Annotated in this window: 13 protein-coding genes; 10 read left to right on the top strand and 3 right to left on the bottom strand. The window is 41.5% G+C overall.

Annotated elements, in window-relative coordinates; genetic code table 11:
* Positions 1-28: 28 nt before the first annotated feature.
* On the top strand, positions 29-790 hold the full coding sequence (locus tag B2Z67_RS07720; protein WP_291529242.1) for a hypothetical protein: 762 nt from the start codon (positions 29-31) through the stop codon (positions 788-790).
* 691 nt (positions 791-1,481) lie between these two features.
* Here B2Z67_RS07720 and B2Z67_RS07715 read toward each other — a convergent pair.
* A complete protein-coding gene (locus B2Z67_RS07715; RefSeq protein ID WP_291529241.1) occupies positions 1,482-2,021 on the bottom strand; it encodes a hypothetical protein in 540 nt (179 codons plus the stop codon).
* Between the two features lie 237 nt (positions 2,022-2,258).
* The gene (gene fabD / locus B2Z67_RS07710) at positions 2,259-3,146 is read right to left on the bottom strand and encodes an ACP S-malonyltransferase (RefSeq protein WP_291529240.1); all 888 of its coding nucleotides are present in this window, start codon (positions 3,144-3,146) and stop codon (positions 2,259-2,261) included.
* 293 nt (positions 3,147-3,439) lie between these two features.
* On the opposite strand from fabD, the gene B2Z67_RS07705 reads away from it, so the two are divergent.
* The 9 genes from B2Z67_RS07705 (at position 3,440) to B2Z67_RS07665 (ending at position 14,888) form a co-directional block, all read left to right on the top strand.
* Entirely contained in the window at positions 3,440-4,171 is a 732-nt protein-coding gene (locus B2Z67_RS07705; protein ID WP_291529239.1) for an NUDIX hydrolase, read from the top strand.
* Between the two features lie 32 nt (positions 4,172-4,203).
* Positions 4,204-5,694: a xylulokinase gene (locus tag B2Z67_RS07700; RefSeq protein ID WP_291529238.1), complete on the top strand. Its 1,491-nt coding sequence runs from the start codon at positions 4,204-4,206 to the stop codon at positions 5,692-5,694.
* Positions 5,695-5,747: 53 nt separating this feature from the next.
* Entirely contained in the window at positions 5,748-7,064 is a 1,317-nt protein-coding gene (gene xylA / locus B2Z67_RS07695) for a xylose isomerase (protein ID WP_291529237.1), read from the top strand.
* Between the two features lie 99 nt (positions 7,065-7,163).
* The gene (gene xylE, locus B2Z67_RS07690) at positions 7,164-8,615 is read left to right on the top strand and encodes a D-xylose transporter XylE (protein ID WP_291529236.1); all 1,452 of its coding nucleotides are present in this window, start codon (positions 7,164-7,166) and stop codon (positions 8,613-8,615) included.
* A gap of 276 nt (positions 8,616-8,891) precedes the next feature.
* Complete coding sequence (gene ileS, locus B2Z67_RS07685) at positions 8,892-12,311, top strand: isoleucine--tRNA ligase (RefSeq protein ID WP_291529235.1); 3,420 nt, start codon at positions 8,892-8,894, stop codon at positions 12,309-12,311.
* 138 nt (positions 12,312-12,449) lie between these two features.
* The gene (locus B2Z67_RS07680) at positions 12,450-12,830 is read left to right on the top strand and encodes a TraR/DksA family transcriptional regulator (protein ID WP_291529234.1); all 381 of its coding nucleotides are present in this window, start codon (positions 12,450-12,452) and stop codon (positions 12,828-12,830) included.
* Positions 12,831-12,832: 2 nt separating this feature from the next.
* Positions 12,833-13,462, top strand: coding sequence for a lipoprotein signal peptidase (locus tag B2Z67_RS07675; protein ID WP_291529233.1), 630 nt, complete (start codon positions 12,833-12,835; stop codon positions 13,460-13,462).
* Positions 13,459-14,538, top strand: coding sequence for a DUF4296 domain-containing protein (locus B2Z67_RS07670; protein WP_414630790.1), 1,080 nt, complete (start codon positions 13,459-13,461; stop codon positions 14,536-14,538). Before B2Z67_RS07675 ends, B2Z67_RS07670 begins: the two co-directional genes overlap by 4 nt.
* Positions 14,538-14,888 carry a hypothetical protein gene (locus B2Z67_RS07665; RefSeq protein ID WP_291529243.1) on the top strand — a complete coding sequence of 117 codons (351 nt, stop codon included), beginning with the start codon at positions 14,538-14,540 and terminating at the stop codon, positions 14,886-14,888. The genes B2Z67_RS07670 and B2Z67_RS07665 overlap by 1 nt, the downstream gene beginning before the upstream one ends.
* On the opposite strand, the gene B2Z67_RS07660 is transcribed toward B2Z67_RS07665, so the two are convergent.
* Entirely contained in the window at positions 14,839-15,600 is a 762-nt protein-coding gene (locus tag B2Z67_RS07660) for a TrmH family RNA methyltransferase (protein WP_291529232.1), read from the bottom strand. The genes B2Z67_RS07665 and B2Z67_RS07660 overlap by 50 nt on opposite strands.
* Between the last annotated feature and the right edge of the window lie 290 nt (positions 15,601-15,890).

Here is a 15,890-nt window from a genome sequence, read left to right as displayed (position 1 = left end):
CTAATTCTTATTTGGTACTTATCCGGAATTGCATCTTATTAATCGTCAACAAGGGCCTGAAGGCGCTTCCCGAACTATAGGAGAAAGCGAACTGTATATTGAAAAGCAGGGAAAGGTTGATGTCTATAAGTTAGAAAATGACTCTTTAGTTCAAACGTCTTCTTTCGCGATAGCAAACAAAGTACCTTATTCTATAGGTACAGTGCAGGAACTACGGCCTGATGTTTATATCTATCCTGATATATATGATTTTCCGGGGATGCGTGAGTTCCATATTATGGATACTAACAAGCGGCAGTGTACATCGAAAGGAACTTATCCGGAAGATGATAAGCGTTTTAAGAGGCGTGAAGACTTTAAAGGGGCCTATATGCATAGCTTGCAAGTGAAGCCTGATAAAAGTGCTTTTGTCGTTGTCTATTCTCAATTACGTCGCATACGTATTTACGATAAAGAAGGTGAACTATGTCATGATATTTTTCTGGAAAATGAGGTTGGTAATTATAAGGTTGTACCCCAAAAACCGTCTGAACGATATTGGCACTTTGGACAATCTGTTGTGACGGACAACTACATTTATTTGCTGAATCCGGACAAATTGGGGATAGCTGCTGCGAAACCACGATGCAATATACTTGTATTAGATTGGGATGGTAATTTAGTAGCCAGATATAAATTGAATGTGTGGGTATATGACTTTTTTGTAGATGAAGTAAACAATATCATTTTTGGTAGTTGCTGGGGGAATCTGAAAAAGGATGTTTTCTTTTCATTAAATCTATTGATGTAATTCTTGTTGATTAAGAAAAAGTATATCATGTCATTTTTGCGAATTTACTTATAAAAGAACACTTGGCAATCAATTTATCAGGTGCTTTTCAATAAGTTACTATAAAACAGTTAGTCTGTCAACAAATAACAACAAATAGCAAATCCTGTTAATAACCGTAATCCTCGTTTTTAAAAAATAATCGTAACGTTTTTAAAGAATGTGGCCGACGTTTATTAACAGCGTAAAAAGAGACTTTAAAACCTGTAACCAATATATTTCAACAGAAAAGGCGGTACTTCCTTGCGAAGAAGTACCGCCTTTTCTGTTTTTTTATCTGTAATTATTCCGGATGAGAATCACCCGGATTGTTAACAATCACCCTGAAATGTTTTAATAGCAAGCCATTGATGATTGTATGTTCGGTGTTCGATTCTTTCTAAAACAGTTACTGATTTTGTACGCCAATTAGTGCTGTGTCGCAGTAATCTTACTGCGTCCTTCGGAGTAGCACAACCGGGGAAATACATTCCGGTTAGTTCTGAAAATGAAAGAATAAGTTTCGCCATTTACCAAGAAATCAGGTTATTATTTATTTTTTGTTCTTTAAATTTCTGCAAATATACTACATCCGAAAGGCGATGTCAAGCATTTCAGGACTTAATACGTCATTTCTTGAAAAAAAGAATGTATTAGTTTGATTATCTGTATATTATGAAAACCTTGATTTATTTATCTTCTTCAACGTATTCCGAATCGTAGTATTGACTCCTCTGGAATAAAACTCCGTATCTGTATTTTCCAGTATCAATTGCAGTTCTTGCAAAAGTTCAGGTTCGTATTTGCAGAGTTGGTAGGCCATTCTGATAGCCAAAGCCTGTACGCCTATACTTTCCTGTGGAGCCAACATGTGGTCTATGCAGTAATTCAATAAATCTACAGAGATGGGAGTAGATACGGGTACATTATATAATATGGATAATAACAACCGTTTGGAACCGTCGTGTTGGCAGGTCAGCAATCGTTGGATAATCTCATCCTGCAATGGAGCAAACCAACCGGGATGTTTTTCGCTCACTTTCTCACATGCCCAAATAGCCCGCCATGAAACTACTATGTTTTCATCGGAGATTAATCGATACATGTCTTTTAGATATTCAGGATAGAGGCATATTTCCTGTACCAACTTGTCTATCGACAGGTTGTAAATGGGCACTGCAAGGGCCTTTCTGAACTCATCTATCTTTTCCATATTATAAAAACATTCTTCATCCGCAGATAATACAGATTACGCAGATTTGTAAAAAAACAATCTGTTTGTCCGCATGAATATCCTTGAATGATAGTTTCTGTTTGAACACAGAGGTACAGAGGCACAGAGTTTTATCTTTTCTTTAAAGAAAGAACCTGAACAAGAGTACACAGAGAGGGCGGCTACGTCGCAGAGAAAAAAAACGCTGTGTCTCTGTGCCTCTGTGTTGAAAATGGATTATGCAATACCATGAGCGGATACTTCCGGCGCAATCTTCTTGATAAGACCTTGCAACACCGTACCCGGACCGCATTCAGTGAAGTCGGTAGCGCCATCGGCAACCATGTTTTTTGCGGTCTGCGTCCAACGTACGGATGCCGTTAACTGAGCCACGAGGTTCTTTTTGATTTCCGCCGGATCAGTGTGGGGCAGAGCATCTACATTCTGATATACCGGACATTTCGGAGTTTGGATTTCAGTAGCGTTGATTGCTGCTTCCAGTTCTACTTTTGCGGGATTCATCAGCGGAGAGTGGAAAGCGCCGCCTACTTTCAACGGTAAAGCTCGTTTTGCTCCTGCGGCTTTCATCAGTTCGCAAGCCTTATTGATGCCTTCGATAGAACCTGAAATAACAATCTGTCCCGGACTGTTATAGTTTGCAGCCACGCAGACTTCACCTTCAACGGTTACCTGAGTGCAGATTTCTTCTACTTTTTCATCAGCCAGACCGATGATGGCGGCCATAGTGGAGGGTTGTGCTTCGCAAGCCTTCTGCATAGCCATAGCGCGAGCGTAAACCAACTTCAAACCGTCTTCAAAACTCAATGCACCGGCGGCAACCAAAGCAGAGAATTCGCCCAATGAGTGACCGGCGGTCATTTCCGGCTTGAAGTCATCGCCCATGCAAAGGGCGGAAATGACGGAGTGGAGGAATACAGCCGGTTGAGTTACCTTTGTCTGACGCAAATCCTCATCAGTGCCGTTGAACATGATATCCGTAATGCGATACCCCAGGATATCATTAGCCTTTTCAAATAATTCTTTTGCTAAAGCGGAACTTTCATACAAGTCTTTTCCCATTCCTACAAATTGTGCGCCCTGACCGGGAAATACAAATGCTTTCATACTGTCTGTTCTTATTAAGTTTTTAATTAAAAAGAGCTGCAAAGGTATAGCTTTTTCTGATAATCACCACACAAACAGAGTGTTTTGTACAATCCTCCCGAAGAATAAGAGATACTTTTCTTGATTAACTAACATATTGTCTTTTATATGATAAGGATGTATCGTGATACTGTATGATATACGATATGTATCCATTTGAAGAATAGCACTTTATAATATAGCAAAAATTAACTTTACGCTGATTGTATATCCGAAAAACCTGTTTATATTTGCAGCGTTTAAATATGTATGTTATGCAAAATACGGAACATAGAACCCCATTGGCTAACAATCATATATCAGTAGACTGTGTAGTGATTGGTTTTGACGGAGAACAGTTGAAAGTTCTGTTAATAAAACGTGTAGGCGAAGAGAAAGGTGAAGTTTTCCACGATATGAAGCTTCCCGGAAGCCTTATTTATATGGATGAGGATTTAGACGAAGCCGCTAAGCGCGTATTGAACGAGTTGACCGGATTGAAAACCGTTAATCTGATGCAGTTTAAGGCGTTCGGTTCTAAGAATCGCACCAAAGACCCGAGAGATATCCATTGGCTGGAACGCGCCATACAATCGAGAGTGGAGCGCATTGTTACAATCGCTTATCTGTCTCTGGTAAAAATAGACCGTACCCTGAGCAAGAATCTGGATGATTTCCAGGCATGTTGGGTGACGATGAATGATATAAAAGCATTGGCGTTCGACCATAATTTAATAATTAAAGAGGCGCTGATCTATATCCGCCAGTATGTCGAGATTAACCCGTCGGCATTGTTTGATTTGCTCCCCCGCAAATTTACAGCGTCGCAGCTACGTACTTTATACGAATTGATATACGGCAGACCGATAGACGTTCGTAATTTCCATAAAAAAATAGCGATGATGGAGTATGTTGTTCCAATGGAAGAAAAGCAGCAGGGGGTTGCACATCGCGCAGCACGCTACTATAGGTTTGACAAGAAGATATATAATAAGGTAAGACGATAAACAAATAAATCAAATATCATAAATTTAGAAACATGTATTTATTAGGTTATGACATTGGAAGCTCGTCCGTAAAAGCGAGTTTGGTGAACGCTGAAACCGGCAAATGCGTATCTTCCGCTTTCTTTCCGAAGACAGAAGCGGCTATTATCGCCGTAAAACCGGGATGGGCGGAACAAAATCCCGAAAGCTGGTGGGAAAATCTGAAACTTGCCACACAAGCTGTAATGAATGAGTCGGGCGCAAACGCAGGTGAAATCAAGGCAATCGGTATCTCTTATCAGATGCACGGACTGGTATGCGTGGACAAAGACCAGAATGTACTGCGTCCTTCCATTATCTGGTGTGACTCAAGAGCTGTGCCTTACGGACAAAAGGCTTTTGAAACATTGGGTGAAGAAAACTGCCTTTCGCATCTGCTGAACTCTCCGGGTAATTTTACCGCCTCTAAACTGGCATGGATGAAAGAAAACGAACCAGGCGTCTACGAAAGAATTTATAAGATCATGCTTCCGGGTGATTATATCGCCATGAAGTTGAGTGGGGAAATCTGTACTACGGTATCCGGACTTTCCGAAGGTATGTTCTGGGATTTCAAGAATAACCGTGTGGCTGATTTTCTGATGGATTATTATGGTTTTGACAGTTCTCTGATTGCAGACATCAAACCAACATTCTCGGAACAAGGGCGCGTAAATGCCGCTGCCGCAAAAGAATTAGGGTTGAAAGAGGGAATACCAATTACTTACCGTGCAGGCGACCAGCCAAATAATGCCTTGTCGCTGAATGTATTCAATCCGGGTGAAATTGCTTCTACAGCAGGTACTTCCGGTGTGGTATACGGTGTGAACGGTGAAGTGAATTACGATCCCAAATCACGGGTGAATACTTTCGCTCACGTAAATCATACGGATGAACAGACCCGCTTAGGTGTGTTGCTTTGCATCAATGGTACGGGTATCCTTAATTCGTGGGTGAAACGTACAATTGCTCCCGAAGGCATTTCTTACAATGAAATGAATGTATTGGCATCGCAGGCTCCTGTCGGTAGTGCGGGTATCAGCATTCTGCCTTTCGGTAACGGTGCGGAACGTATGCTTGAGAATAAAGAAATCAACTGTTCCATCCGTGGGTTGAACTTCAACCTGCATGGCAAACATCACATTGTACGTGCAGCGCAGGAAGGCATCGTATTCTCCTTTAAATATGGTATCGACATCATGGAAGGTATGGGTATTCCTGTACAGAAAATCCATGCCGGACATGCGAACATGTTCCTTAGCTCCATCTTCCGCGATACGCTGGCAGGAGTAACGGGTGCAGTGATCGAGTTGTACGACACAGATGGTTCCGTAGGTGCAGCCAAAGGCGCAGGTATTGGCGCAGGTATCTATAAAGATAACAACGAGGCATTTGCAACATTGGAAAAACTGGATGTTATTGAACCTAATCAGGCGAAACGTCAAGAGTATGCAGACGCTTATGCACGCTGGAAGCATCGTTTGGAGAAATCAATGTCAAAATAAACACTAACGTATTGTGAATAGAAAATATAATTAATTTTTTAACATTTCAGATTATGACTACAAAAGAGTATTTTCCCGGTATTGGAAAAATCAAATTCGAAGGTAAAGAAAGTATGAACCCTATGGCATATCGTTATTACGATGCTGAAAAGGTGATTATGGGTAAGAAAATGAAAGACTGGCTGAAGTTCGCTATGGCATGGTGGCACACTCTCTGTGCAGAAGGCGGCGACCAATTTGGCGGTGGTACCAAACAATTTCCCTGGAATGGTGATGCTGATGCTTTGCAAGCAGCTAAAAACAAGATGGATGCCGGTTTTGAATTCATGCAGAAGATAGGTATCGAATACTATTGCTTCCACGATATAGACCTCATTTCAGAAGGTGCAAGTATCGAAGAATACGAAGCCAACCTGAAAGCTATCGTTGCTTATGCCAAACAAAAACAAGCTGAAACAGGTATCAAACTGTTGTGGGGTACTGCAAATGTATTCGGACATGCACGTTATATGAACGGTGCTGCAACCAATCCTGATTTCGATGTTGTAGCGCGTGCTGCCGTTCAGGTAAAGAACGCTATTGATGCTACTATCGAGTTGGGTGGTACTAATTATGTATTCTGGGGTGGTCGTGAAGGTTACATGTCTATACTGAATACCGATCAGAAGCGTGAAAAAGAACATTTGGCACGTATGCTGACAATTGCTCGCGACTATGCGCGTTCTAAGGGCTTTACCGGTACATTCCTGATTGAACCGAAACCGATGGAACCGACTAAACATCAGTATGATGTGGATACGGAAACTGTTATCGGCTTCCTGAAAGCTCACGGGCTGGACAAAGATTTCAAAGTAAACATTGAAGTTAACCATGCTACTTTGGCAGGTCATACATTCGAACATGAATTGGCTGTAGCTGTTGATAATGGCATGTTAGGTTCTATTGATGCCAACCGCGGTGACTACCAGAACGGTTGGGATACTGACCAATTCCCTATTGACAACTTCGATCTTATTCAAGCTATGATGCAAATTATCCGTAACGGTGGTTTGGGTAATGGAGGTACGAACTTCGATGCTAAGACTCGTCGTAACTCTACTGACCTGGAAGATATCTTCATTGCTCATATTGCAGGTATGGATGCTATGGCACGTGCTTTGGAAAGCGCAGCCAAATTGCTGGAAGAATCTCCTTACAAGAAAATGTTGACTGACCGTTACGCATCATTCGATGGTGGTAAAGGTAAGGAATTCGAAGATGGCAAGCTGACTTTGGAAGATGTTGTAGCTTATGCGAAGGCTAACGGCGAACCGAAGCAAACCAGCGGTAAGCAGGAATTGTATGAAGCAATCGTGAATATGTACTGTTAATGATTAACGGTGAGTGATTAGTGATTAGTCTGTTGCTAATCACTAATCGCTCATTCCGCTAATCACTTCCTCCTATCAATCAACCTAATTTTTATATCAATGAATAATGCAAACAATGGTAGTAAACTCTACCTTTATTCTATAACTACTGTTGCCATTCTGGGTGGACTGTTGTTCGGTTACGATACAGCAGTAATCTCCGGTGCGGAAAAAGGGCTGGAAGGCTTTTTTCTGATGGCTAAAGATTTTCAGTATGACAAAGTGATGCACGGTATCACTTCTTCAAGTGCACTTATCGGTTGTGTTATCGGTGGCGCTCTTTCCGGTTTCTTTGCTTCCCGCTTGGGACGACGCAATTCTTTGAGACTGGCATCCGTGTTGTTCTTCTTATCTGCGTTGGGTTCATACTATCCTGAATTCTTGTTCTTTAATTATGGTGAACCTAATATGGATCTGCTTATCGCGTTTAATCTGTATCGCGTATTGGGTGGTATCGGTGTAGGTCTTGCATCTGCGGTATGTCCGATGTACATTGCTGAGATTGCCCCTTCAAATATTCGCGGTACGCTGGTATCTTGTAACCAGTTTGCTATTATATTCGGTATGCTGGTGGTTTATTTTGTTAACTACCTGATTCTGGGCGACCATGCAAATCCTATTCTCGATAAAGGCGCAGATGGTATTTTGACTGTAAATCCTGCTTCAGATATGTGGAGTGTGCAGACAGGCTGGCGCTATATGTTTGGTTCGGAGGCTTTCCCGGCTGCATTGTTCGGGTTCCTGCTTTTCTTCGTGCCGAAGACACCGCGTTATCTGGTATTGGTACATCAGGACGAGAAAGCATTCTCTATTTTGGAGAAGGTGAATGGAACAAACAAGGCAAAGGAAATTCTGGCAGAAATCAAGGCTACCGCACAGGAAAAGACGGAGAAATTACTCTCTTACGGTGTAGCGGTTATCATTATCGGTATCTTACTTTCTGTGTTCCAGCAGGCAATCGGTATTAATGCGGTATTGTATTATGCTCCACGTATTTTTGAAAGCGCAGGTGCTGAAGGTGGAGGTATGATGCAGACTGTTATCATGGGTATCGTAAACATTATATTTACTCTTGTAGCAATCTTTACGGTAGACCGTTTCGGTCGCAAGCCGTTGCTGATTATCGGTTCTATCGGTATGGCTGTCGGTGCATTTGCCGTAGCCATGTGCGACAGTATGGGTATCAAGGGCGTTCTTCCGGTATTCTCTGTAATTGTTTACGCTGCATTCTTCATGATGTCATGGGGACCGATTTGCTGGGTATTGATAGCAGAAATCTTCCCGAATACCATTCGTGGTAAAGCGGTGGCTATTGCGGTAGCATTCCAATGGATTTTCAACTATATAGTATCTTCTACATTCCCTGCATTGTACGACTTCAGTCCGATGTTCGCATATAGCCTGTATGGCATTATCTGCGTGGGTGCTGCTGTATTTGTATGGCGTTGGGTACCCGAAACAAAGGGCAAGACGCTGGAAGATATGAGCAAACTCTGGAGAAAAAACAAGTAATCTTTTTCTCAAATATAATTAAACATGTAAAGGTGTGATTGGAATATTCCGGTCGCACCTTTGCTTATTATTGAATCTTTTTGTGATACCGGATTTTAAATTTTACTATTCATCCGAAATTGATAAAAAACTTAAAAAGGAAAATCAAAACAGTTTCTAATATCATTTTTCTAACTTTTTTGTAACTTTGCACCCTTAAAATGAGAAGGGTTGAATTCGCATACAATAAAGTGAATCAATTCTTGATTGTAAAATAGTTAAAATCGTAAAATAAAGATGGGTAAGAAGTTTGCCGAATATTCGCAATTCGACCTCTCAAAGGTAAACGAGGAAGTGTTGAAGAAATGGGACGAGAACCAGGTTTTCGCCAAGAGCATGACAGAACGTGAAGGTTGTCCTTCTTTCGTGTTTTATGAAGGACCACCCTCTGCCAACGGTATGCCGGGTATTCACCACGTAATGGCTCGTACCATCAAAGATATTTTCTGCCGTTATAAAACCATGAAAGGCTTTCAGGTAAAGCGTAAAGCCGGTTGGGATACACATGGGCTTCCTGTTGAACTCGGTGTGGAAAAGGCGCTTGGCATCACCAAAGAAGATATCGGTAAAACAATCTCCGTAGCCGACTATAACGCTGCCTGTCGTAAGGACGTAATGAAATTCACCAAAGAATGGGAAGAACTTACGCATAAAATGGGATACTGGGTGGATATGACCGACCCTTATATCACTTATGACAACCGATATATCGAGACTTTATGGTGGTTATTAAAGCAACTTTATAATAAGAATCTCCTCTATAAGGGATATACCATACAGCCGTACTCTCCTGCTGCAGGTACCGGTTTAAGCTCGCACGAGTTAAATCAGCCCGGCTGTTACCGCGACGTGAAAGATGTAACCGTTGTGGCGCAATTTAAGATGAAGAACCCGAAGCCGGAAATGGCAGAGTGGGGTACTCCTTATTTTATAGCATGGACTACTACGCCTTGGACGTTACCTTCGAATACTGCGTTATGCGTTGGCCCCAAAATTGATTATGTAGCTGTGCAAAGTTATAATGCATATACCGGAGATAAAATCACTGTTGTTCTTGCAAAGGCTCTGTTATATACGCTTTTCAATAAGAAAGCGGAAGACATTGCATTGGGGGATTACAAACCGGGTGATAAACTGATACCGTTCAAAGTAATTGCCGAATATAAAGGTGCAGATCTTATAGGTATGGAGTATGAGCAACTGATACCGTGGGTAAATCCCGGTGAAGGTGCATTCCGTGTAATACCGGGTGACTATGTAACTACAGAAGACGGTACAGGTATTGTACATATTGCTCCTACTTTTGGTGCGGACGATGCTCAAGTAGCTAAGGCGGCAGGTGTTCCGCCATTGCAACTCGTCAATACGAAAGGCGAACTCCGTCCGATGGTTGACTTAACCGGTAAATTTTATCCGTTGGAAGAACTGGATGGTGACTTTGTGAAAGAGCGCATCAATGTAGATTTATATAAGGAATATGCAGGACGTTTCGTGAAGAATGATTACGATCCTACTCTTACCGACCAGGATGAAACGCTTGACGTAAGCCTTTGTATGATGATGAAGGCAAATAATCAGGCTTTCAAAATAGAGAAGCACGTGCACAATTATCCGCACTGCTGGCGTACCGATAAGCCGGTGTTATATTACCCGTTGGATAGTTGGTTTATCCGTTCTACCGCATGTAAAGACCGTATGATAGAATTGAACAAGACTATCAACTGGAAACCGGAAAGCACAGGTACGGGACGTTTTGGCAAGTGGTTGGAAAATCTGAATGATTGGAACCTGAGCCGTTCCCGTTATTGGGGTACTCCTTTACCTATCTGGCGTACGGAAGACAACAGCGAGGAAATCTGCATAGGTTCCGTAGAAGAACTTTATAATGAAATGGAAAAATCGGTTGCTGCCGGATTCATGAAATCCAATCCTTATAAAGACAAAGGTTTCGTGCCCGGTACGTACACGGAAGAAAATTATGATCAAATCGACCTGCACCGTCCGTATGTGGATGATATAATCCTTGTTTCCAAAGACGGAAAGCCAATGAAACGCGAAGCGGATCTGATAGATGTATGGTTTGATTCCGGAGCCATGCCTTATGCGCAAATCCATTATCCGTTTGAAAATAAGGAATTGCTTGATAGCCATCAGGTATTTCCTGCCGATTTTATCGCTGAAGGTGTAGACCAGACACGTGGTTGGTTCTTTACGCTGCATGCAATAGCGGCAATGGTATTCGATACTATTTCTTATAAGGCCGTTATATCCAATGGATTGGTGCTCGATAAGAATGGGAATAAAATGTCAAAACGTCTGGGAAATGGTGTTGATCCTTTTATGACTATAGAGAAATATGGGTCTGATCCTCTGCGTTGGTATATGATTACCAATTCTTCACCGTGGGATAACCTGAAGTTCGATGTGGAGGGTATCGAAGAAGTACGTCGCAAATTCTTCGGTACATTATATAATACGTACTCTTTTTTCTCTCTCTATGCCAATGTAGACGGGTTTGAATATGAAGAGACTATGGCACCTGTTGAACGTCCTGAAATTGACCGTTGGATACTTTCGGTACTGAATACACTGGTGAAGGAAGTGGATACATGCTACAGTGAATATGAACCGACCAGAGCGGGACGCCTCATATCTGACTTTGTGAATGATAACCTCTCCAATTGGTATGTCCGTTTGAATCGTAAACGTTTCTGGGGCGGTGAGTTCACGCAAGACAAATTGTCTGCATATCAGACACTTTATACATGCCTGGAAACTGTCGCTAAGTTGATGGCGCCTATCGCTCCTTTCTATGCGGACAAACTTTATATGGATTTGATATCGGCAACAGGACGTGATAGTGTGGTATCTGTACACTTGGCTAACTTCCCGGAATGTAATGCCGAAATGATAGACAAAAAGCTGGAAGCCCGTATGCAGATGGCACAAGACGTTACTTCAATGGTATTGGCTTTGCGTCGCAAGGTTAACATCAAAGTACGCCAACCGCTGCAATGTATCATGATACCTGTGGTAGACGAAGAACAGCTCTCTCACATCGAAGCGGTAAAATCGCTTATCATGAGTGAAGTGAATGTCAAAGAAATTAAGTTCGTGGATGGAGCAACAGGCATACTTGTTAAGAAAGTGAAGTGTGATTTCAAAAAGATGGGACCGAAATATGGCAAACAGATGAAAGCGGTAGCTGCCGCTGTAATCGAAATGTCACAAGAGGCTATTGCTGAGTTGGAAAAGAACGGATCTTATACGTTGCGGTTGGATGGTACGGATGTAGTTATTGAAGCTATCGACGTAGAAATTTTCAGTGAAGACATTCCGGGATGGTTGGTTGCCAATGAAGGTAAACTGACTGTTGCTTTGGATGTTACCTTAACCGAAGAACTCCGTCGTGAAGGCATTTCCCGTGAGTTGGTAAACCGTATTCAAAACATTCGTAAATCGAGCGGTTTAGAAATAACGGACAAAATAAAGATTATGCTATCTAAAAATCCGCAAACAGATGATGCTGTGGATGAATATAATAGCTATATTTGCAACCAAGTTTTAGCAACCTCATTGACGCTGGTTGAGATGAAAAACGGTACGGAACTCAATTTTGATGATTTTTCTCTCTATGTTAGCGTTATAAAAGAATAATAATATAGTAGTTAGTAGCAAGTAGTTAGTAGTAAGTAGAAATGTACTGCTAATGAAAACATTCAAATTGCAGAGTATTTCTACTTACTACTAACTACTTACTCTAACTACTTACTACTAAAAAAACCTCATTTTATTATGGCAGAAAAGACAAGATACTCTGACGCGGAATTGGAAGAATTCCGTGTTATAATTAAGGAGAAGTTGGAATTGGCGCAGCGTGACTATGACCTGTTGAAAGCCAGTTTAACCGGATCTGACGGTAATGATACCGATGATACGTCTCCTACGTACAAAGTACTGGAAGAAGGTGCCAATACCTTGTCCAAGGAAGAAACTACGCGTTTGGCGCAACGTCAGTTGAAGTTTATTCAAGGATTACAAGCAGCATTGGTGCGTATTGAGAACAAAACGTATGGCATTTGCCGTGAAACCGGTAAGTTGATTCCTGCCGAACGTCTGCGTGCCGTACCTCATGCAACATTAAGTATTGAAGCTAAAAATAGCGGTAAGAAATAAGAATGAATAAAATTTTCACAAAAGGTCGCATTGCGCTGCTTGTTATTTTTTCGGTATTGATTATCGACCAGATAATTAAGATCTATATCAAAACACACATGTATTGGCATGACAGTATCCGTGTTACCGATTGGTTCTATATTTACTTTACCGAGAATAACGGTATGGCATTTGGTATGGAAATATTCGGCAAACTGTTTCTCACCTTGTTCCGTATTGTTGCCGTAACAGGAATAGGATGGTACTTGGTGAAAATCGTGAAACGGGGTATGAAAACCGGATATATTGTGTGCGTATCTCTTATTCTTACAGGAGCGTTGGGCAATATTGTTGATAGCGTATTTTACGGAGTTTTGTTCAATGAAAGTACCCATTCGCAGATAGCTTCGTTTCTACCCGAAGGTGGGGGATATGCTTCTTTGTTTTACGGTAAAGTAGTGGATATGTTCTATTTCCCGATAATCGATACTAATTGGCCTCAATGGATGCCTTTTGTTGGTGGAGAGCATTTTATATTTTTCAGTCCGATATTCAATTTTGCCGATACTGCTATCAGTTGCGGTATTATTGCCTTGTTATTGTTCTATAGTAAATACTTGAATGACTCTTATCATGCTATAAAGAAACCATGAAAGGGCTGTATCGAATTCAATGGTATGGTATATTCCTGTTAGTATTCTGTATGGCGGGTTGCCAGGTAAAGCGGCCCAGTATAGTCATATCAGATGCTGATATGGAAAATATCTTGTATGATTATCACATGGCAAAAGCTATGGGGGAGGAAGTTCCTTATAATGATGGTTATAAAAAGGTATTGTACGTTGAATCGGTATTTAAAAAGTATGGAATTACGCAAGCTACTTTTGACTCATCCCTGGTGTGGTATGCGCGTAATCCGGAAACTTTTTCCAAAGTCTACACTAAAGTAAATCAACGGTTGAAGGCAGAAAGGGATGTTATCAATCATCTGGTTTCCATACGTGACAACAAACCTAAGGAAAGTCTTCCCGGTGACAGTATTGATGTATGGGCATGGCGGCGCATCTATCAGTTATCCGGCATACCGATGGACAATAGAGTTACTTTCACACTTCCATCGGATACGAACTTTAAAGATAGGGATACTCTGCGCTGGAATGTGCGTTTCCGTTTTTACAATGGTACGCCCGACTCTATGTATGCTCCTGTTATGGCTATGCAGATTGTCTATAAGAATGATAGCATACTGGATGATCTTCTGAAAGTTTACAGTTCCGGGGTAAAGAGTCTTTCTCTTTCCGGCGATACTTTGGGAGAAATTAAAGAAATACGCGGTTTTATCTATTATCCGGTTGAGAATGCAAGTCAGACTTTACTGGCAGACCATATATCATTGATGCGCTACCATTCTACGGATACCCTATCCGTAGCGAAGAGCGATAGTACCCAGACGGTAAAAGAGGAAGAACCTGCTAAAGAAGAGTTGGGAGTTAAGCCTGTGGAAGAGCTAAAAGAAAATAATGCGGATGAAAAGACTCCTATACGTACTATTTCTCGTCCTCGTCCCACTGTGAAGGAGTCTATTATTAAGAATGAATCTACCGGAACAAAGAAAGAGCCAACCGGAATAAAGCCTGCCGCAGTCAAGGAAGTTAAGAAGGAGCCGATTAGGAAGCTTGATACCACGAATTCCGGAAATCGTCAATCCCGTAAAAAGGTTCCCGAATGATAAAACGATATGCTTCGCATTTTATCTTTTTTCCCGGCTATGGTTATCTAAGACAGTATATGATAGAGGCGAAGGATGGATATGTGACTGCTATCTCTCCGTTAACGGAAGAAATTGAGTCGGTCGAATGGTTACCCGGAGTGATTGCTTTGCTAACAGAGGTACAAGGCGACTTAATATCAGGAAAGCACAGTTCAGTTTTCCAGGAAACGTCCCTGATATTGGAAGAAATACCGGAATCTTATCGAAAAGGCTTGCACATTGCCACTTTAAAACCTTATTTGTTTTTTCCTTTCAACTTCACAACAATGCAGCCTGCCGACGGAACTCTGCACAGACTACTGCCGTAGCAATAGCTACATTCAGGGATTCGGAAGTTTCCCTTTCAACCGGATAGTTAGGTATATAGAGTTTACGGTTAATGAGTTGTTCTACTTCTTTTCCTACTCCATTACCTTCATTACCCATCACAATCAACCCATTGGATGATAATTGTTGTGTGTACATATTTTCTCCGTTGAGGAATGTGCCGTAAACAGGAATGTTTTCCAGACTGCGAATCAGAACGGGCAGGGAAGTATAGTGCAATTTCACACGGGCAATTCCACCCATAGTAGCCTGAACTGTTTTTGGATTATAGACATCGACAGTATTCGGAGAACAAAAGATATGCTCTATTCCAAACCAGTCTGCTAACCGGATAATAGTTCCTAAATTGCCGGGGTCTTGTATATCATCCAGGGCAAGGCAAAGAGACTGATTGATTACGGAAATATCCGTTTCATATTCCGGCTGTTCAAACACAGCAAGTACTTGTTGAGGCGTTTTCAATAGACTGGCCCGGGAAAGTTCTTCATCGGATACTTCAGAGACATCTTTCACCGGTAAATGAAGATGTTGAGATAACCAATCCGTAGTAGCCACCAAAAACCGGCATGGGAAATGTTCCAATAAGTCATTTACCAGCTTAGGCCCTTCCGCCAAAAAAACTTTTTCCGCTTTTCGGTTCTTCTTTAATTCCAGCGAATGAATATACTTGATCCGGTTCTTGCTTAATGCCATAAATTGAATGTTATCATTAGACAAAAGTACGGGATTATTTCTATATTATCAAGAAACGGATATTTAAAGAATCATCTCGTGAGATGAGAATATTCATCTCGTGGGACGAAAATATCCGTCTCGTGAGACAAATAAAATCGTCTCGTGAGATGAAAATATTCGTCTCGTGAGATGAAAATCGGTTCTTCGTCATTTTAGGTACAAGCAATTAGCCTGTATTATTCATACTTAGGAGTCTATAGGCAGGAGTAACTTGCTTCTCCTCCTCCTGGGCTACTCTCTATACACAT

The sequence above is a fragment of the Bacteroides sp. UBA939 genome, from assembly GCF_002293435.1.
GTDB lineage: Bacteria > Bacteroidota > Bacteroidia > Bacteroidales > Bacteroidaceae > Bacteroides.
The sequence above is the reverse complement of the archived record's forward strand: the minus strand, read 5'-3'. Positions and strand labels throughout refer to the sequence as shown.